Below are 18,378 nucleotides of genomic sequence, written 5' to 3'. Positions count from 1 at the left end.
ATTGGCGTCCCCCTGCGCTCGAAGGATTTTGTTCGGGTGCAAAGCACGGTAAGCAGGGTTGCGGAAAAAGCGGCGACGGACGCCGGTTCACCAATCTCCGCAGGAGACGTTGCATTGAATCTCTCGCCTTACGACTGCGACCTCGACCGCAATCCAGCGAATTTTCAGCCGCTGACCCCGCTGGTGTTTCTTGCGCGCGCCGCCGAGGTGTTCCCGGACCGCACCGCGATCATTCACGGCGACCTGCGCCGCAACTACGCGGAGTTCTACGCCCGCAGCCGTCGCCTCGCCAGCGCGCTCGCCGCCCGAGGGATCAAGCGCGGCGACACCGTCTCGGCGATGCTCGCCAATACGCCGGCCATGCTCGAATGCCACTATGGCGTGCCCATGACCGGGGCCGTGCTCAATACGCTGAACACCCGGCTCGACGCGCCGGTCCTGGCCTTCATGCTGGACCACGCCGAAGCCAAGATCTTGATCGTAGACCGCGAATTTGCCGAGCTCATCAAATCGGCGCTGGCTCTAGCCCAGTGCAAGCCGCTGGTGATCGACTACGACGACCCCGAATACGCCGGTCCCGGCGAGCCGATCGGCGCGCTCGACTACGAAGACTTCGTCGCCTCGGGCGATCCCGATTACGCCTATCCGGGCCCCACGGACGAGTGGGACGCCATTTCGCTGAACTATACCTCGGGCACGACGGGCGATCCCAAGGGCGTGGTTTACCACCATCGCGGGGCGCATCTGCTCGCGCTCGGCAATGTGCTGACGGGCGACATGGGGCGCCACCCGGTCTATCTGTGGACCTTGCCGATGTTCCACTGCAACGGCTGGTGTTTTCCCTGGGCGATCTCGGTGGCCGCGGGAACGCATGTCTGCCTGAGGCAGGTGCGCGCGGGCCATATATATCAATTGATGGCGGAGCACGCGGTCACGCATTTGTGCGGCGCGCCCATCGTGATGTCCACGCTGCTTTCCGCCTCCGAAAGCGAAAAGCGCCCCTTGCACGCCACCGCGCGCTTCTTCACCGCCGCCGCGCCTCCGCCCCAGGCGGTGCTGGCCGCCATGAAGGAGGCCGGCTTCGAGGTCACGCATCTCTATGGCCTCACCGAGACATATGGACCCGCGGCCGTCGACGAATGGCGGCAGGAATGGGACGAACTCGATCCGGCCGCCCAGGCGGAGAAGAAAGCCCGGCAGGGGGTGCGCTACATCGTGCTCGACGGGTTGGAGGTGATGGACCCGGAAACCATGACGCCAGTGCCGCGCGACGGCCAAACCATGGGCGAGGTCATGTTCCGGGGCAATCTGGTCATGAAAGGCTATCTCAAAAACAAGAAGGCCTCCGACGCCGCCTTTCACGGGGGCTGGTTCCACTCCGGCGACCTCGGCGTCATGCACGAGGACGGCTATATTCAGCTCAAGGACCGCTCGAAGGACATCATCATCTCCGGCGGCGAAAACATCTCGTCGATCGAGGTCGAGGACGCGCTCTTCAAGCACCCCAAGGTGCGCGGGGCTGCGGTGGTGGCGGCTCCCGACGACAAATGGGGCGAAACGCCTTGCGCTTTCGTGGAGTTGAAGGATGGCGCCGAGGCCACGGCGGAGGAACTCATCGCCTGGTGCCGCGACAATTTGGCGCATTTCAAATGCCCGCGCCGTGTGGTGTTTGGGGACCTGCCGAAGACGTCCACAGGCAAGATAAAGAAATTCGTTCTCAGAGAGTTGGCGCGACAACTTTAAAAAGAACGGTTTCGCATCGAGCCTCGCCGTTTCTCGGCCGGCTCCGTGGCCGCCGATCGGCAGCGCTGCGAAAGCTGAATAAGGGAAACGCCAGCAGTCGCTGTAACAACCGCTGGCGATCGACCGTTCCGCTATTGCTAACTGCCGCCTTTTGGCGGTATGGAAGCGGAAGGTTTTAGAAGAACAGGCCGAGGCAGCCACCGGCGAGAGCGCCGACGACGCCGGCCGACAGCGTATTGGCGACGCCGCCGAGACCGAAAGCGCCGAGAGCGCCGAGGATCAGAGCGCCGACGCCAGCGAAGATGTAGGTGTTTGTGGTGATTTCAAATTCCTTGGAAGCCATGTTCGTCTCCTCTTCGTTGGTTTCCTGGAGCGTCGCGCCTTATCGTTGATATGTGGCGCTTTTGGCTCTCGCCCCCCATTGGGCTGTCTTACGACAGGCGAGAGGTTAGCATAATGGTGTGGTGTGTCCAGATGTCGCACCCCCTGCCTTTCAATCTCATACAAGTTGCTGCATGAGACGAAACTCCTTTGATTTCCGGGGTCGGACCCGTTCGACGCTCTGATGGCGCTTTGTCGCCGAAAAATATTTTTTGTTTTTTTTTTGCCTGCGGGGATGACGAACCACAGCAAAACGGTTCGCCGGCCTGCTACTCGAACAGAAACGTCGGCGCGATAGAAAACCCCGCTGAATCAATGAGTTCAGGCGCAATTCCGTGGCGGGAGGCTGGCGGCTGTTGCGGAAAGCGCGCTAAAGGGTGTCGCGTCCAGGGCGTTTGGGCGCTATAGCCACCGTTATGACTGAGACCGCCGTTTCCGAATCGCGTCGTGGCTTCGGCTCCACGCTGGCGCCCCTGCGCCCGCTGCTTCCCTATGTGCTGAGGCATTTCAAGACCATCATTCTGGCGCTCATCGCCCTGTCGGTGGCCGCCGGAGCCACTTTGACTCTCCCGGTGGCCGTCCGGGGGATGATCGACCACGGTTTTTCGAAAGACAGCGCCGGCGGGGTAAACGCCGGGTTCGGGGCTCTCATCCTTGTGGTGGCGGTGCTCGCGCTGGCGTCGGGGACCAGATATTATCTCGTCACCGTTCTCGGAGAGCGGGTCGTAGCCGACTTGCGCACGGCTCTCTTCCGGCATCTCTCGATACTCGACGCGAGCTTCTTCGATTCCGCCAAAACCGGCGAATTGATCTCGCGGCTGACCGCCGACACCACCCAGTTGAAGGCGACTTTCGGCTCCTCGGCCTCGGTGGCGCTGCGCAATCTTTTCATGTTCTTCGGCGCGATCGTGATGATGATCGTCTCCAGTCCCAAGCTCTCGGGCGTGGCGCTGGCGGCGATACCTTTGATCGTCGCGCCGCTGATTCTCTCGGGGCGGGCCGTGCGCGGGCGCTCGCGGCTGGCTCAGGACGCGCTGGCGGGAGCCTCCGCCTACGCCGCCGAAAATCTCGCGGCCATCAGGACCATGCAGGCCTGCGGCGCCCAGGATTCCGTCGTAGCGAGGTTCAAGGGGGCGGCCGAGGGCGTTTACGACGCGGCGCGGGAAGCGACGCGGCTGCGGGCCTATCTGACCGCCGGAGCGATCTTTCTCGTGTTCTCGAGCGTCGTCGCGGTTCTCTGGCTCGGCGCCCAGGACGTGCTCGCGAGTCGCATGACCTCGGGTCTGTTGTCCCAGTTCGTTCTTTATGCGGTCCTGGCGGCGAGTTCCCTCGGAGAACTGTCGCAGGTATGGAGCGAGGCGGCGGCGGCGGCGGGCGCCGCGGGACGGATCGGCGACATTCTCGCTCTGCGCCCCAAAATCGCCGCGCCGGCGAAGCCGAAACTCCTGAAAGAGCCGGTGCGCGGGCGGCTGGCCTTTGAAAATGTCCGCTTCAGCTACGGCGGGAACGACGGCCCGGCTGCAATCGAGGGCCTCGACCTCGTTGTCGAGCCCGGCGAAAGGGTGGCGCTCGTCGGGCCTTCGGGGGCCGGAAAATCGACCCTGTTCCAGCTGCTGCTCCGCTTCTACGACGTCAACTCCGGATCGGTGTCGGTCGATGGAGTGGACGTGCGCGAACTCGATCCGGTCCAGTTGCGCCGCGTCATAGCGCTCGCTCCGCAGGACCCCGTGGTGTTCGGCGCCAGCGTGGCTCAGAATATCGCCTATGGGCGGGAGGACGCCCCGCGGCGGGAGATCGAAGCCGCGGCGAGACGAGCCCAGGCTCACGATTTCATCGCCGCCCTGCCGAACGGATACGACACCGAACTCGGCGAGCGCGGCGTGACGCTGTCGGGCGGTCAGCGCCAGAGGCTTGCGATCGCGCGGGCGATTCTCGCCGATGCGCCTGTGCTGCTGCTGGACGAGGCGACCTCCGCGCTCGATGCGCAGAACGAAGCTCTGGTGCAGGCCGCGCTGGAGGACGTCATGGCGGGCCGCACCAGCCTCGTCATCGCCCATCGGCTCGCCACGGTGCTGGAAGCCGACAGAATCATCGTTCTCGACGCAGGGCGCATCGTGGAGCAGGGAACCCATGCCGAACTCATCGAGCAAGGGGGGCTTTACTCCAATCTCGCTCGGCTTCAGTTCGGGGAGTGATGCGAAATCCGCTCGATTGGAGCGGCAGTTCGTATTCGTATGAAACGCGGCCCGCGTCATTTCGCCCACAGTCTTTGTTTTGACGCGTTTCCTGCGCCGAATCGGCGTACACTTCGGTTGGAAACGCTCTATGAGCGCAATTTCTATTTGCCGCCGCCTTTGATGATGCTAAGAGCACCCGCCAACCCATTGCGCGGGAGACGAGGCTGCTACAGCCTCGGGGCGGGGCAGCCGCCGCGCATATTTTCGCCTGGGAACACGCCGCTGTAGCGCGTTGAGGAGTTGGCAATCATGCATTCGAAATTCGCGCCCGCGGTCGGCGAAGCCCTCACTTTCGACGACGTTCTGCTGCGGCCCGGCCACTCGCTGGTCGCGCCCTCGATGGTCGATGTGTCGACCCGCCTCTCGCGCGACGTCGTTTTGCATCTGCCTCTGATTTCCGCCGCCATGGATACGGTGACGGAAGCCCGCCTCGCCATCGCCATGGCGCAGGCCGGCGGCATCGGGGTGATTCACCAGAACCTCTCGGCCGACGATCAGGCCGCCGAAGTGCGCAAGGTGAAGCGCTACGAAAGCGGCATGGTGGTCGATCCCATCACGATCCACCCGGACGAGACTCTCGCCGACGCTCTTGCGCTGATGGCCCGCAACGGCATCTCCGGCATTCCGGTGGTGGAGCGCGCCGACGGCGCGAAAAAGGGCCGGCTGGTCGGCATTCTGACCAACCGCGACGTGCGCTTTGCGCAGGACAAGCGGCAACCCATCGCCGAACTCATGACCAAGACGCTCATCACCGTGCGTGAGGGCGTCTCGCAGGATGAGGCGCAGCGTCTGCTGCATCAGCATCGGATCGAGAAGCTGCTCGTCGTCGACGGGAATTTCTGCTGCGTCGGCCTCGTCACGGTGAAAGACATCGAGAAGGCGACCCAGCATCCCAACGCCTGCAAGGATGCGGAGGGCCGCCTGCGGGTCGCCGCGGCCACGACCGTCGGCGATCACGGCTATGAGCGCGCGCTGCGCCTCATCGACGCCGGGGTCGACTGCCTCGTCATCGACACCGCCCACGGCCATTCCCAGGCCGTGCTGGATCAGGTCGCCCGGGTCAAGAAATCCTATGGCGACGTGGCCGTCATTGCGGGCAATGTCGCCACCGCGGACGGCGCCAAAGCGCTGATCGACGCCGGCGCCGACACAATCAAGGTCGGCATCGGACCGGGCTCGATCTGCACGACGCGGATCGTCGCGGGCGTGGGCGTGCCTCAGCTCACTGCGGTTCTCGACGCATCGGAAGTGGCCCGCAAAGCCGGGGTTCCGGTCATCGCCGACGGCGGCGTCAAATATTCCGGCGATTTCGCCAAGGCCATCGCGGCCGGCGCCAATGTGGTGATGATCGGCTCGCTCCTCGCGGGCACCGAGGAGTCGCCCGGCGAAGTGTTCCTGTATCAGGGCCGCTCCTTCAAGGCCTATCGCGGCATGGGCTCGGTGGGAGCCATGGCGGCGGGCTCGGCGACGCGTTATTTCCAGGGCGACGTCAAGGACCAGCTCAAGCTGGTCCCGGAGGGCGTGGAGGGGCAGGTGCCCTATCGTGGGCCGGTGGCTCCGATCCTCTATCAGCTCGCCGGAGGGCTCCGCGCCGCCATGGGCTATGTGGGCGCGCCGACGATTCCCGAATATCAGGAAAAAGCGACCTTCGTGCGCATCACCAACGCCGGCTTGCGCGAAAGCCATGTGCACGACGTGACGATCACGCGCGAAAGCCCCAACTACCCGACCGGGGGCTGATTTCTGTGGCGCGTCCTGCAGTCGCAGGGCGCGTCTCCCCCGGCTCAGCCGTCGCTGTTGCCGCCATTTTCAGATTTAGGAATTACCGGCGCTGTCCTGGAGCAAGAGAATGTCTGAACCAAAAGTGTATCTTTACGCCGAATATCAGGTCTCGATCCCGTTCTCGCAGATCGATTGGGAGCCGATCAACGTCGAGATGAAAAAGTTTCCCGGCTTGATTTCAAAGACCTGGCTCGCGGGGGTCAACACGCATAGCGTAGGGGGATTTTACGCCTTCGAAACGCTGGAGAATGCGCAAGATTACATCGACGGCCTGCTTTCGCCTTTCGCGAAAAAGGTCGGGGGAAATCTCTCTGTCCGAATTTTCGACGCGGACGCCACGCGGGCGGCGAGCGTCGGCATGAATTCGCCTTTCTTTGCCGGGTGACGCAGCAGCCGGCGCGCTCGGGGAGGGGGAGGCCAATCCGCTGACGAGGGACGGCCAGCGCTCGCCGAGCGCCTTCAATCTATGAATGTGGAGGTTGCGAAAACAGGAAGGTCCCGGCTTTGCCGGCCGGGCAACTTCAACGTAATCGCATCAGGAGCAGCTGCCCTTCTTCTGCAAGAACTGCTTCTTGTTGACGAGGTTGATATAGCGGATGCCGATGTCGCCGGTGTCGAGGTCGATGTTCCAGTCCCACTGCACTTTGGTGTCGGCCCAGCTCTGCTTGAAGGCGATGCGGCTTTTGGTGATCGCGAGCGAGCCTTTGTCGATAGTGTCGGCGCTGACGAGGCTGGAGGCCGTCGCGCCGTAAAATATGCGTCCGTCCCTGACCTGTATGACGAGGTTCTGCTGGGGCAGCTCCGCGGAGGAAATCACGCAGGTAAGCTGCATATCTTCGGCTCTCGCCTGAGAAACGAAGCCGCAGATCGTCGCGGCAAGAGTGAAAATCGCAAATCTCTTCATGGCAGCCTCCCGTCGCCAAGGTTTTAGCATGGCGCAAAGCTGCGTCATAACCCCGGCGCTTGTGAGACGATGAGGGCTCAATGCATCGTCTTGCGGGGCGGCGCTTCGGGCGCGGCTGTCGCGAGCGGGCTGGCCTGATGGTGGATCATCAGCCAGCGGCCCTCGATGCGCCTGAAGCAGTTGGTGGCGACCAGAGACGAGCCGCCGACGCTCTCGACGCAAAAGACCCGCGCTTCCTCGCCGGCGGCGACGACGGTTTCATCGCCGTGCCGGAGCGGCTCCTGCATCGGGTTGCGGAAAATGTCTCCATAGGAAGAAAGCACGGCGCGACGGCCGATCAGGACCGGCCAGCCGGGATGGATGCAGGAGACGTCCTCCTGCGCCCAGATCGAAGACATGGCTTCATTGCTGCGTGCGCAAAAGGCGTCGTAATAGGCCTTGTTGGCGGCGAGGATCTGGTCTTTGTCGTCGGTCACGCAGCGAAGTCTGCGCCTTTTTCGGGACGGGGGCAATCGCCTTTGATTTTTCGTCATCCCGGCAGGACAGTTTATGATAATTATATTTCCTGCGAGCCGGCCTTGAACCGGCGTTGGCGGAGAAAATCGAATGTTCATTCAAACCGAAGCGACGCCGAATCCGGCGACGCTGAAATTCTTGCCCGGACAGGCGGTCCTCGGGGAGGGCGCGCTTGAATTTCACTCGCCGGAAAGCGCCGCCGAGACGCCGCTGGCGCAGGCGCTTCTATCGATTCCCGGCGTCGCCTCGGTGATGTACGGCCCCGATTTCGTCTCGGTGACCAAGAACGGAGCCGAATGGCCCCATATCAAGCCGGCGGTGCTCGGCGTGATCATGGAGCATTTTTCGTCCAAGGCGCCGCTTTTCACCGGCGAGGCGCGCGCCGAGCCGCCCGACGGGGAGTTTTTCGATCCCGCCGACGCCGAGACCGTCGCGACCATCAAGCAGCTGCTGGAGACCCGCGTGCGTCCGGCGGTGGCCGGCGACGGCGGCGACATCACTTTCCGGGGCTTCAGGGACGGCGTGGTCTATCTGAAAATGAAGGGCGCCTGTTCCGGTTGCCCTTCTTCGACCGCGACGCTGAAGAACGGCATCGAGAATCTCTTGCGGCATTTCGTGCCGCAGATACGCGCCGTCGAGCAAATCTAGAGCACGGCGATGGGCCTCGTCTCCGGGAGCGTGTTTGCCTGTGGCGGGAAAACCGTCATAATCGGGCTATGAGAATCCTCGCTCTAGACACCGCCTTGCCCGCCGTATCCGCCTGCGTGCTCGACACCAGCGGAGCGGAGCCTTTAGCTCGCGAGACCATCGCCATGGAGCGCGGCCATGCCGAGGCGCTCCTGCCTCTGGTGGAACGGGTCGTGGGTTCGGTCGAGGGCGGTTTCGGTTCCATAGAGCGGGTCGCCGTCACCGTAGGGCCGGGGTCCTTCACCGGCATCCGCATCGGCCTCGCCTGCGCCCAGGCCATCGCCCTGGCGAGAAAAATCGAGGCGGTGGGGGTCTCGACCCTCTCGGCGCTGGCCGCTCCCGTCATCATGGAGCCCTTCGAGGGCGTGGTGGCGGCGGCTATCGACGCCCGGCATGGCCAGGTTTACGTCGCCGCCTATGGGCCGGACGGGCGCACCATTTTAACGCCTCGCCGCGTGGGGGCTCATGAAGCCCTGCGCGCCCTCGGCAATGGCCCCTTGCAACTCGTGGGCTCCGGCGCGCCGATCCTCGAAGCGCAGGCGCGGGGAACCGGCGTTCCGGTTCATGTCGTGAGCGCCTCGCCGGCGCCCGACATCGCTTTCGTCGCGCGCCTCGGACTCGCGGCGGCGCCGGCGGACGCTCCGGTGCGGCCGCTTTATCTCAAGGCCCCGGACGCCAAGCCGCTCGACCGCCAGGGCGCGGTCGCCGCCGCCCTCGCGTAATCGGCCGCTCATGTCTCTCATCAAGGGCTTTTTCGCCAAACCAACCTATTCCGTCCAGGCGATCGGCGCCGATCGGGCCGAGGAATGCGAGCGTCTGCATGGCGCATCCTTCGCTTTCCCATGGTCCAGCGCCGATTTCGAAAGCTATCTGACCGACGCGGCGATCATCGCCGACGGCGCGGTGAACGATTTGACGCCGAAAGGACCGCTCGGCGGATTCGTCATGTCGCGCCTCACCCCGCCGGACGCCGAGGTTCTGACTTTCGCGGTCGATCCGGCGCGGCGCGGCGTCGGACTCGGCCGCATTCTGCTGGAGCGGCATCTCTTGAATCTGGAGCGCGGCGGCGCCCGGCTGATTTTTCTGGAGGTCGCCGACGACAACGCCGCAGCGCTCGCCCTCTATGAGCGGGCGGGCTTTAAAATCATCGGCAGGCGCGAAAATTACTATCAGCGCGCCAATGGCGAACGCAGGGCGGCTCTGACCATGAGGCTCGAACTTTAGCTCCTGCGCCGACGTCATAATAGTGTCGCGTCAGAAGGGCCAATCGGGATCATGGCATATCTGCGCGCCTTCGCTTTCGTCTGGGCCATGGCCTTTTTCGTCATCCTCGTGGCGCCGTTCCAGGCGCTCGCGAGACGCCGGGAATGGGCGTTGCAGCATGGAATCCAGAAATTTTTCTGCCGCACCATGTGCCGGATCATCGGCATCGAAGTGATCTCGCGAGGCGGCCTGAACGGAACCGCCCCGAGATTCGTCGTGGCGAATCACGTCTCCTGGACCGACATCCTCGCGGTCGCCAGCATCGAGCCGCTTCTATTCCTGGCGAAGTCCGAGGTCGCGAACTGGCCGGTGCTGGGGCTCCTGGCGCGGCTCCAGGGCACGATATTCGTCGAGCGCGCGAATCGCCGGAAAATCCCGGCCGTCAATCAGGCGCTGGCCGAGCAATTGCGGGCGGGGCGGGATATTGTGGTGTTCGCGGAAGGAACTTCGAGCAGCGGCGCCGGCGTGCTCAAGTTCAACGCTTCCCACTTCGCCATGCTGAGCGATCTGGCTCAGGGGCCCGATTCGCTGAAAGTCGCTGTGGTGCCGGCCGCCTTCGCCTATTTTCCGCGCGTCCGGGAAGGCGGCGCGGAGCCGGCGCGCTTCGACGTCGGCTGGTATGGCGACATGACCTTCGTGCCGCATCTGTGGAGCCTGATGAAGCGGGGCGGGGCCCGCTGCCTGGTCTCTTTCGGCGAAGCGATCGATCCCGCGGTTTTTCAGGATCGCAAGCAGCTTGCCGCGATCGCGCAAAATAGAGTCGAGGGATTGCTGGCGCGGTCTTCCGCTGGAGGCGGCGGAATATTATGATCGGACGGCACGACGCCAAAAGGAGCTAACGAGATTACCGACACCGCATCCAGCCTGACCCGAGACTTCGCGGCGGAAATGCCTGCGCCGCAGGACGGGTCCGCCTCCCCGCAGGGCGCAAAGGCGCTGGTCAAGTCATATGGCTGCCAGATGAACGTCTATGACGCGACGCGCATGACCGATCTCCTGGCCAAGGAAGGCTATGGGCAGGCGGCGGTGGAGGAAGACGCCGATCTGGTCGTCCTGAACACTTGCCATATTCGTGAGAAGGCGGCGGAAAAAATCTATTCCGAACTCGGCAAGCTCGCCGTGACGAAGCGCGAGCGCGCGCAGGCCGGGCGCGATTTCAAGATCGTGGTCGCGGGCTGCGTGGCGCAGGCCGAAGGCGTCGAAGTGCTGCGCCGCCAAAGGGCGGTCGATCTGGTCGTAGGCCCGCAAAGCTACCATCGGCTGCCGGAACTGCTTTCGCAGGCGGCGCAGGGCCGACAGTTGACGGACACCGATTTCGCCGTAGAGGAGAAATTCAGGGAGCTGCCTCAGCCCTCTCGCGCGCAGATACGGGCGCGCGGCGTATCGGCCTTCGTCACCGTGCAGGAGGGCTGCGACAAGTTCTGCTCGTTCTGCGTCGTTCCCTATACCCGGGGCGCCGAAATATCCCGCAGCGTCGAGGAGGTTCTCGCCGAGGCGCGGCGCCTCGTCGAGTCCGGCGTGAGCGAGATCACCCTGATCGGGCAGAACGTCAACGCCTATCGAGGCGAGGATTCGGGCGGAATTATCTGGCCTCTGGAGCGGCTTTTCGAGGCTCTTTCAGGGATGGAGGGGCTGCATCGGCTCCGCTACACGACGAGTCACCCGGTGGACATGACGCAGGGCCTCATCGACGCCCATGGCGCTCTGCCCAAGCTCATGCCTTTCGTGCATCTGCCGGTTCAGTCCGGCTCCGATCGCGTGCTGAAGGCCATGAATCGTCGCCATCGGGCGCAGGACTATCTCGATATCGTGCAGCGGCTGCGCGCGGCGCGGCCCGATATCGCTCTTTCCTCGGATTTCATCGTGGGCTTTCCGGGAGAGACCGACGCCGATTTCGAGGAAACCCTCGCGCTGATCAGGGAGGTGGATTTCGCCTCCACCTTTTCGTTCAAATATTCCCCGCGGCCCGGCACGCCCGGCGCCGAACGGGAAGACCAGATCGACGACGAAATCATGCGCGAGCGGCTCGCCGTGTTGCAGGCGCTGGTCGAATCCCAGCGCCAGGCGTTCAACGCCGCGACGGTGGGGCGGACGGTCGACGTGCTGTTTGAAAAGCCGGGCCGGCACGAAGGCCAGATCGCCGGCAAGAGTCCTTATATGCAGGCGGTGCATGTCGATGGACCGACCGAGATGATCGGCGGCGTCGTCCCGGTGAAGATCGTCGTGGCGGGCTCGAATTCGCTCGGCGGAAAGATTTCGGAGGGCGAGGGTGAGGATGGCTGACGAGGCGAGATTTGCCCGGGAGAGGCGCTCCGCCGAGGCGGAGCCGGATGCGGAAATAACGCTCGCCTTCGACGACAATCGTCATGCCTCTCAGGTTTTTGGCCAGTTCGACCAGAATCTCGTCAAGCTCGAGCGCCGTTTGCGCATCGGCTGCGTGGCGAGCGGCAATCACGTCACCTTGAAAGGCGCCGCCGAAGCCTGCGAACACGCCCGCCGCGCTCTGGAGATTCTCTACGGCCGGGTGCAGCTCGGCCAGGAGGTTGGGCTGGGGGATGTGGATGGCGCCGTCGAGGAGAGCGCAAGGCAGAAGAGCCTGTTTTCCGAGGCGGAGACCGGCCGCGCGGTCTTCGACCAGATCGGCACGCGCAAGCGCGGCCCGGTCCGCGCCCGCAACCACGCTCAGGACCTCTACCTCCGCGCGCTGAAACGCTACGAGCTGGTTTTCGCGGAAGGCCCCGCGGGCACCGGCAAGACATGGCTGGCGGTCGGCCATGCGGTCTCCCTGCTGGAGCAGGGCGTAGTGGAGCGGCTGATACTTTCTCGGCCGGCGGTGGAAGCGGGAGAGCGGCTCGGCTTTCTGCCGGGCGACATGCGCGAGAAGGTGGACCCCTATCTGCGCCCGATCTACGACGGATTGCACGATTTCATGGACCCCAGAATGGTCGAACGCGGCATGCAGACCGGGATGATCGAGGTTGCCCCGCTCGCTTTCATGCGCGGGCGCACGCTCACCAAATCCTGCGTCCTGCTGGACGAGGCGCAGAACGCGACCTCGATGCAGATGAAGATGTTCCTGACTCGTCTCGGCGAGGGGTCGCGCATGATCGTCACCGGCGACCCGTCCCAGACCGATCTGCCGCCCGGCCAGAAGTCCGGCCTCGCCGAAGCCATCGGCCTGCTTTCGGGCCTCGACAATATCGGCCATGTGAAATTCGTCGAAGCCGATGTGGTCCGTCACGATCTCGTCAGGCAGATCGTCGGCGCCTATGAGAACGCCGCAAGGCAGAGAAATCTCGCGCGGACTGACGGATGAGCGTGGAAGTCGACATATTGATCAATGCGCCCGCCTGGGAGGCGCTGCCGGAGCTCGAGCGACTCGCGAGCCGGGTCGTGCATGAGACCCACGCGCAGAGCGGCGCCCGGCTCGCCGAGGACTGCGAGCTTTGCATCACTTTTTGCGACGACGAAGAGATCCGGGCGTTGAACGCACAGTGGCGCGGCCAGGATAAGCCCACCAATGTCCTTTCCTTCCCAACCCCTGGAGACCTCGCGAAAAAGCCGCTGCTGGGAGATATCGTCATCGCCTTCGAGACGGTCGCGCGCGAGGCCGGGGAGCAGGACAAGACCCTGGCCGATCATACCGCCCATATGATCATTCATGGATTTTTGCATCTGATCGGCTATGATCACGAAACCCCGGCGGAGGCCGAGGTCATGGAGGCGCTCGAACGGCGCAGCGCGAAGGCGCTGGGGATGAACGATCCCTTCGCGGGAGCGGAGCTGATCGAGAGCGCCGGCGAAGCGGCGGAACCAAGCGGGAGCCATGTCGACTAAGATTGAGAATGGCGCGGTCGATTATTCCGGCGCGCGCAACGGGGACTCTCCGCGGCTGTCTCTTCTGGAGAGGCTGCGCTCCCTTCTCGGTCTCGGGCCGGTCTCCCTGCGCGAAGATCTCGAAGACGCTCTGGAGGAGACTTCGGGCGACGTTACCGCTCAGGAGCGCGCGCTCCTCAAGAACGTGCTCGGCCTGCATGAATTGCGCGTCGCCGACGTGATGATCCCGCGCGCCGACATCGTGGCCGTGCCGCTGAGCGCGACCCTGCGTGAGGTGCTGGCGGTTTTCCGCAGCGAGGGGCACTCACGCCTGCCGGTTTTTGGCGAGACGCTCGACGATCCCCGCGGCATGGTCCATATCCGCGATTTCGTGAACTATCTCGCCGAATGCGCGGCCATGTCCCGCCTCGACGAGAGCGGTGAAAAGCAAAGCCTCTCCGTAGCCTCGATCGACTTCGGCGCGAAGCTCGAAGGCGCCGATATTCTGCGGCCGGTTCTCTATGTTCCGCGCTCGATGCCGGCGCTGGATCTTCTCGTTCGGATGCAGGCGACCCGCACCCATATGGCGCTGGTCATAGACGAATATGGCGGAGCCGACGGCCTCGCCTCGATCGAGGATATCGTCGAGACCATCGTCGGCGACATCGAGGACGAGCACGACGTCAGCGAAGGCCCAGCGGTCGAACGCCTGGCCAATGGCGATTTTCTGGTCGACGCCAAGGCCGATCTGGACGAGGCGACCCAAGAGATCGGCGTCGATTTTCGTGAGGAAGACACGCCGCAGGAGGTGACGACCTTCGGCGGGCTGGTGGCTTTTCTCGCCGGCCGCGTGCCGATCAGGGGCGAAATCGTTCCGGCCCCGGTCGAAGGCTATGAGTTCGAGATTCTCGAAGCCGACCCGAGGCGGGTCGGCAAGCTCAAGGTGCGCAGGATCGCCGCTACAAAGGCGGCGAAGGAAGGGGAATAGGGGCTGCTTCTCCCCTCACAAATTCCTCAGCTCCGGTCCCGGCTTTTTGGCCAGCACGCGCCATGTGCCGGCTATTCCGAGCAGCATCGTCACGATCAGCGCGGCGAGGGCGGTCGCGAGCATGGTTCCCGGCAGGAAGACGAAACTGCTCTTCATCAGTAGGGCGACGACGCCATAGGCCGCGCCGGCCCCTGCGACGAGAGCAAAGAGACAGGCGACGCTCCCCAGCAGGGCGAATTCCATCACATAGGCCGCCGTCAGCCACGGCCTCGTCGCCCCCAGAGTCTTGAGCACCACGGCGTCGTGCCGGCGCGCCCGCTGTCCGGCGGCGATGGCGCTGCCGAGAGCAAGCAGCGCGGTGACGATCGCGACGCCCGCCGCCGCGCGCGCCGCGAGAGCCAGTTGTCCCGCGATTTTATCGACCGCTTCGAGCGCGTCCTTGACCCGGATCGACGCGGCCATGGGGAAGCGCTTCGCTACGTCGCGCGCAAGCTTGCCGTCAATGCGCTCAGGCTCGGGGGCGTCATAGGCGATGGTGAACATTTCCGAATAGGGCGCGCCGGCGAAGGCGTCGGGCGAGAACACCATGACGAAATTGATGCCGTAGCTGCGCCAGTCGACCCGCCGCAAATTGGCGATGCGGGCGGTGATTTCGCGGCCGAGGACATTGACCGTGATCTCGTCGCCGAGCGCCAGTCCCAGCCCTCTCGCAACCCTGCCCTCCAATGAGACGAAAGGTCCTTTCTCGCCGGGCTTCCACCATGCGCCTTCTTCGATCTTCGAGCCCTGCGGCGGCTCGGCGGAAAAAGTGATGCCGCGGTCGCCGTCCAGCGCCCAGGCGGCGTCCTCGCCCACATGCAGCGTCTCGGCGCGGGCGCCTTTCACTGCGACGATGCGCCCGCGCATCATCGGCACATGGTCAATCCGCCCGCCGGGGACCTCCTGCTTCAGGAAGCTGTCGAAATTGCCGGCTTCCTCCTGCGGAACGTCGATGAAATAGAAACGCGGGATCTCGCCGGAGCCGGAGCGCTCCAACTCGCTGTGGATCGCGCCTTCGACGAGGGCCAGCGCGACCAGCAGGGTTACGGTCACGCCGATGGAAAGAATCAGAGCCGGCGCGAGGCTGCCGGGCCGTCCGATATTGCTCTGCGCGAGACGCAGCCGGGCGTCGCGCGCGCGGGGCAGGGAGCGCGCGGCGCGCATCGCCAGAGCTGCGACGCCCCGCAGCAGCAGGAAAGCGGCGAGCACGCAGGCGATGAACATGCCGGCGAGCTTCTTGTCCGCCGAAGAGAATAGAACGGTCGCCACGAGCATCAGCATCGCTGCCGCCGCGGCGAGGCGGTAACGCAAAGGACTTTGGCGCGCGGATTCGGCTTCGCCGCGCAGCAGCGCCGCGACCGGGATTTCATGCGCGCGGCCGAGCGGCCCGAGCGAAAAAACCAGCGTGACGAGAAGACCGTAAAGAGCGCCGACGCCGAGCGCGCCGGGGTCTGCCTCTGCGACCACGGGCAATTCGACGGCCCGGCGCAGCGCCTCGGCCCCGGCGAAGGGAATGGCCGCGCCGATGGCGAGGCCGCCGAGAATCGCCAGCGCCGCCATGAACAGCACTTCGGTCAGGGCGATCGAGAAAACGCGGCTTGCGGGGGCGCCGAGGGCTTTCAGAATCGCGAAGGCCGCGCGCTTGCGCTCGATCAGGCCCTGCACCGCGTTGGCGACGCCGGCGCCGCCGGCGACGAGAGCGGTCAGCGCCACGAGGGTCAGCAATTGAGAAAAGCGTTCGAGATTGCGGGTAAACTGCGGAGAGACTGCGTCGCGCTTGCGAATGTCCCAGCCAGCTCGAGGAAAGGCGGCGTTGGCCGTATCCACGAAGCGTGCGACCTCTTCGTCGCTCGGCCCGTCGGGGAGGGCGACGCGCGCGATATAGCGCAAGATGGTTCCGGGCTGGATGAAGCCGGTGGCCTCGAGCCCGGCCAAGGAAACCAGCGCACGCGAGCCGAAGCCCAGACCGCCCGAAAGTTTGTCGGGCTCGGCGCGCAGAACGGCGCGTATCTCGAACCGCGCCGCGCCGATGACGAGGCGGTCGCCTGTTTTGGCGTCGAGCCGCGCGAGCAGCATCGGATCGGCGATGATCCCGAAGACGCCGCCGCGCTCCCGCAGAGCCTCGACTGCGCTCATCGCCGGTTCCGTTTCGAGCGATCCGAAACTCGGATAAATCGACGGATCGACCGCTTTCAATTCGACCAGAGCGGGCGCCGGATCCTCGGCGGGCGCCGCTTTTTCAAGGCTGGTCATGGCGCGCATCAGCGCGATTTCGTCGATGCGGCCGCGCTTGGCGAGCCAGGCTTTCTCGTCTGGTTCGAGCTCACGCTGCGCCAGATTGAAGGATACGTCCCCGCCCAGAATGACGCGCCCCTCTCGTGCAAGTCCCTGAGAGAGCGCGCGCGACAGGCCGTTGACGCCGGAAATCGCCGCGACGCCGATCACGATGCAGGCGATGAAGATCCCGAAGCCTTTGCTGTCGCCGAGGAGATCGCGGAGCGCGAAGCGAACCGAGATCGGAAGCCTGTCGATCATGCCCCGTCGCGTAATGGTCATGCGGAATTCCTAGTCTTGGCCTTCGATTCTGCCGGAGCGCAGCCGCACCACGCGGTCGCAGCGCGCAGCAAGGGCGGCGTCGTGCGTGACCAGGACGAGCGTGGCGTTGCGGCGGGACTTCTGCTCGAAGATGAGGTCGACGATGCTGGAGCCGGTTTCCGAATCGAGATTGCCGGTCGGCTCGTCGGCGGCAAGTATCAGAGGATCCGGCGCTAGCGCGCGCGCCAGCGCGACCCGTTGCTGTTCGCCGCCGGACAATTGGCGCGGATAATGCGAGAGGCGTTGGCCCAGGCCGACCGCCGCCAGCTCTTCGGCCGCGCGTTCGAAAGCGTCGCTTCGCCCCGCAAGTTCAAGCGGGACAGCGACATTCTCCAGCGCGGTCATGGTCGGGATGAGCTGGAAAGACTGGAAGACGATGCCTATGTTTTCACCACGGAAGCGCGCCAGGGCGTCTTCATCGAGAGTGGTCAGATCACAGCCATTCAGCCGGACCGATCCTCTGTCGGGTCGCTCGAGGCCCGCGAGAGTCATCAAAAGTGTGGATTTCCCGGAGCCGGACGGCCCCACGAGCCCAATCGTTTCTCCGCGCGCTATCTTCAGACTGAGATTCTTGAGAACATGAACCCGCGCCGCGCCGGCGCCGAGAGTGAGGTCTATGTCGAGAAGCTCGATTAAACTTGACACCAGAGAGGCCTCGTCGGAAGCGCCCCGCAGGGCGGCGCTGATTTCGCGCTCTTATCGCGCTTTGTCGCGCCCGTTCCAAGCTCTTCCTCCGATCCTTCGTCCGGTCGCCCCGGTGATCCTCGCCGCCGGGCTCCTTTCCAGCGCGGCGGGCGCCGAGCCTCTGCGCGTGGTGGCTCTGGGGGACAGCCTTTCCGCGGGCTACATGCTGCCGGCCGACGCAGCCTTTCCGTTCCAGCTCGAGCGCAGGCTGGCGGCGGACGGCGTGGACGCCAAGGTCGTGAACGCCGGCGTCTCCGGAGACACTACCGGGGGAGGCCTCGCTCGGCTCGCCTTTGCGATGGGCGGCGGAGCCGATCTCGTCATCGTCGAGCTCGGCGCGAACGATATGCTGCGCGGCCTCGACCCCAGGATCGCCGAGAACAATCTCGAGAAGATCCTGGATCAGATCAAGGCCAAGGGGGCTTCGGCGCTGCTGGCCGGGATGCTGGCGAGCGGGAATTTCGGTCCCGCATACAAGACGCGGTTCGACGCCATATTTCCAGATCTCGCGACGAGCCGCGGCCTGCCGCTTTATCCGTTTTTCCTGGCCGGAGTATCAGGGGACAAGGCGCTGACGCTGCCCGACGGACTGCACCCCAACGCCAAGGGCGTCGCGCGCATCGTCGACGGAATAGCGCCGCTGGTCGAGGAGAGTCTCAAGCGCATCGGGAGCGCGAAGGCGGCGCGCGCTGCGCCGGATCGTTAAAGCGCGTCCGGCTCCATGGGGCGGACGCGCTCTCGGG

At 64.7% G+C, this 18,378-nt stretch carries 18 protein-coding genes; 13 read left to right on the top strand and 5 right to left on the bottom strand.

Features of this window, described 5'->3' with window-relative positions; translation table 11 throughout:
- Nucleotides 1–114: 114 nt before the first annotated feature.
- Entirely contained in the window at nt 115–1,743 is a 1,629-nt protein-coding gene (locus H2LOC_RS06660) for an acyl-CoA synthetase (RefSeq protein WP_136495685.1), read from the top strand.
- A 175-nt stretch (nt 1,744–1,918) separates the two neighbouring features.
- Here H2LOC_RS06660 and H2LOC_RS21495 read toward each other — a convergent pair whose 3' ends face one another.
- A complete protein-coding gene (locus H2LOC_RS21495; RefSeq protein WP_202620538.1) occupies nt 1,919–2,086 on the bottom strand; it encodes a hypothetical protein in 168 nt (55 codons plus the stop codon).
- 454 nt (nt 2,087–2,540) lie between these two features.
- Between H2LOC_RS21495 and H2LOC_RS06655 the strand changes: the two genes are divergently transcribed.
- The 3 genes from H2LOC_RS06655 (at nt 2,541) to H2LOC_RS06645 (ending at nt 6,528) form a co-directional block, all read left to right on the top strand.
- Entirely contained in the window at nt 2,541–4,319 is a 1,779-nt protein-coding gene (locus H2LOC_RS06655; RefSeq protein WP_136495684.1) for an ABC transporter transmembrane domain-containing protein, read from the top strand.
- Nucleotides 4,320–4,610: 291 nt separating this feature from the next.
- Entirely contained in the window at nt 4,611–6,101 is a 1,491-nt protein-coding gene (gene guaB / locus H2LOC_RS06650) for an IMP dehydrogenase (RefSeq protein ID WP_136495683.1), read from the top strand.
- Between the two features lie 109 nt (nt 6,102–6,210).
- A complete protein-coding gene (locus H2LOC_RS06645; RefSeq protein ID WP_136495682.1) occupies nt 6,211–6,528 on the top strand; it encodes a YdhR family protein in 318 nt (105 codons plus the stop codon).
- Nucleotides 6,529–6,678: 150 nt separating this feature from the next.
- On the opposite strand, the gene H2LOC_RS06640 is transcribed toward H2LOC_RS06645, so the two are convergent.
- Both H2LOC_RS06640 and H2LOC_RS06635 read right to left on the bottom strand, forming a co-directional pair.
- Complete coding sequence (locus tag H2LOC_RS06640; protein WP_136495681.1) at nt 6,679–7,047, bottom strand: hypothetical protein; 369 nt, start codon at nt 7,045–7,047, stop codon at nt 6,679–6,681.
- 77 nt (nt 7,048–7,124) lie between these two features.
- Nucleotides 7,125–7,523 carry a nuclear transport factor 2 family protein gene (locus H2LOC_RS06635; protein ID WP_246207033.1) on the bottom strand — a complete coding sequence of 133 codons (399 nt, stop codon included), beginning with the start codon at nt 7,521–7,523 and terminating at the stop codon, nt 7,125–7,127.
- A gap of 130 nt (nt 7,524–7,653) precedes the next feature.
- Between H2LOC_RS06635 and H2LOC_RS06630 the strand changes: the two genes are divergently transcribed.
- The 8 genes from H2LOC_RS06630 to H2LOC_RS06595 all read left to right on the top strand — a co-directional run bounded on the left by H2LOC_RS06630 (nt 7,654) and on the right by H2LOC_RS06595 (nt 14,317).
- Nucleotides 7,654–8,211, top strand: a complete 558-nt coding sequence (locus H2LOC_RS06630) for a NifU family protein (RefSeq protein WP_136495679.1) — start codon at nt 7,654–7,656, stop codon at nt 8,209–8,211.
- Nucleotides 8,212–8,279: 68 nt separating this feature from the next.
- On the top strand, nt 8,280–8,972 hold the full coding sequence (tsaB, locus tag H2LOC_RS06625) for a tRNA (adenosine(37)-N6)-threonylcarbamoyltransferase complex dimerization subunit type 1 TsaB (RefSeq protein ID WP_136495678.1): 693 nt from the start codon (nt 8,280–8,282) through the stop codon (nt 8,970–8,972).
- Between the two features lie 10 nt (nt 8,973–8,982).
- On the top strand, nt 8,983–9,474 hold the full coding sequence (locus tag H2LOC_RS06620) for a GNAT family N-acetyltransferase (protein WP_154331586.1): 492 nt from the start codon (nt 8,983–8,985) through the stop codon (nt 9,472–9,474).
- A gap of 51 nt (nt 9,475–9,525) precedes the next feature.
- On the top strand, nt 9,526–10,323 hold the full coding sequence (locus tag H2LOC_RS06615) for a lysophospholipid acyltransferase family protein (RefSeq protein WP_136495676.1): 798 nt from the start codon (nt 9,526–9,528) through the stop codon (nt 10,321–10,323).
- A 54-nt stretch (nt 10,324–10,377) separates the two neighbouring features.
- Entirely contained in the window at nt 10,378–11,796 is a 1,419-nt protein-coding gene (miaB, locus tag H2LOC_RS06610) for a tRNA (N6-isopentenyl adenosine(37)-C2)-methylthiotransferase MiaB (RefSeq protein ID WP_425487339.1), read from the top strand.
- Entirely contained in the window at nt 11,789–12,829 is a 1,041-nt protein-coding gene (locus H2LOC_RS06605) for a PhoH family protein (protein WP_136495674.1), read from the top strand. The genes miaB and H2LOC_RS06605 overlap by 8 nt, the downstream gene beginning before the upstream one ends.
- Nucleotides 12,826–13,350, top strand: coding sequence for an rRNA maturation RNase YbeY (gene ybeY / locus H2LOC_RS06600; RefSeq protein ID WP_202620537.1), 525 nt, complete (start codon nt 12,826–12,828; stop codon nt 13,348–13,350). Before H2LOC_RS06605 ends, ybeY begins: the two co-directional genes overlap by 4 nt.
- Entirely contained in the window at nt 13,340–14,317 is a 978-nt protein-coding gene (locus tag H2LOC_RS06595) for a hemolysin family protein (RefSeq protein WP_136495673.1), read from the top strand. The genes ybeY and H2LOC_RS06595 overlap by 11 nt, the downstream gene beginning before the upstream one ends.
- 15 nt (nt 14,318–14,332) lie before the next feature.
- On the opposite strand, the gene H2LOC_RS06590 is transcribed toward H2LOC_RS06595, so the two are convergent.
- The gene (locus tag H2LOC_RS06590; RefSeq protein WP_246207030.1) at nt 14,333–16,912 is read right to left on the bottom strand and encodes an ABC transporter permease; all 2,580 of its coding nucleotides are present in this window, start codon (nt 16,910–16,912) and stop codon (nt 14,333–14,335) included.
- Nucleotides 16,913–16,921: 9 nt separating this feature from the next.
- Complete coding sequence (locus H2LOC_RS06585) at nt 16,922–17,596, bottom strand: ABC transporter ATP-binding protein (protein ID WP_425487324.1); 675 nt, start codon at nt 17,594–17,596, stop codon at nt 16,922–16,924.
- 112 nt (nt 17,597–17,708) lie between these two features.
- Here H2LOC_RS06585 and H2LOC_RS06580 point away from each other — a divergent pair, with 112 nt between their 5' ends.
- The gene (locus tag H2LOC_RS06580) at nt 17,709–18,341 is read left to right on the top strand and encodes an arylesterase (RefSeq protein ID WP_246207028.1); all 633 of its coding nucleotides are present in this window, start codon (nt 17,709–17,711) and stop codon (nt 18,339–18,341) included.
- Nucleotides 18,342–18,378 lie beyond the last annotated feature (37 nt).

Source organism: Methylocystis heyeri (genome assembly GCF_004802635.2).
Taxonomy (GTDB): domain Bacteria; phylum Pseudomonadota; class Alphaproteobacteria; order Rhizobiales; family Beijerinckiaceae; genus Methylocystis; species Methylocystis heyeri.
Note: the sequence above shows the minus strand (reverse complement) of the source record. Positions and strands in the feature narration are given on the sequence as shown.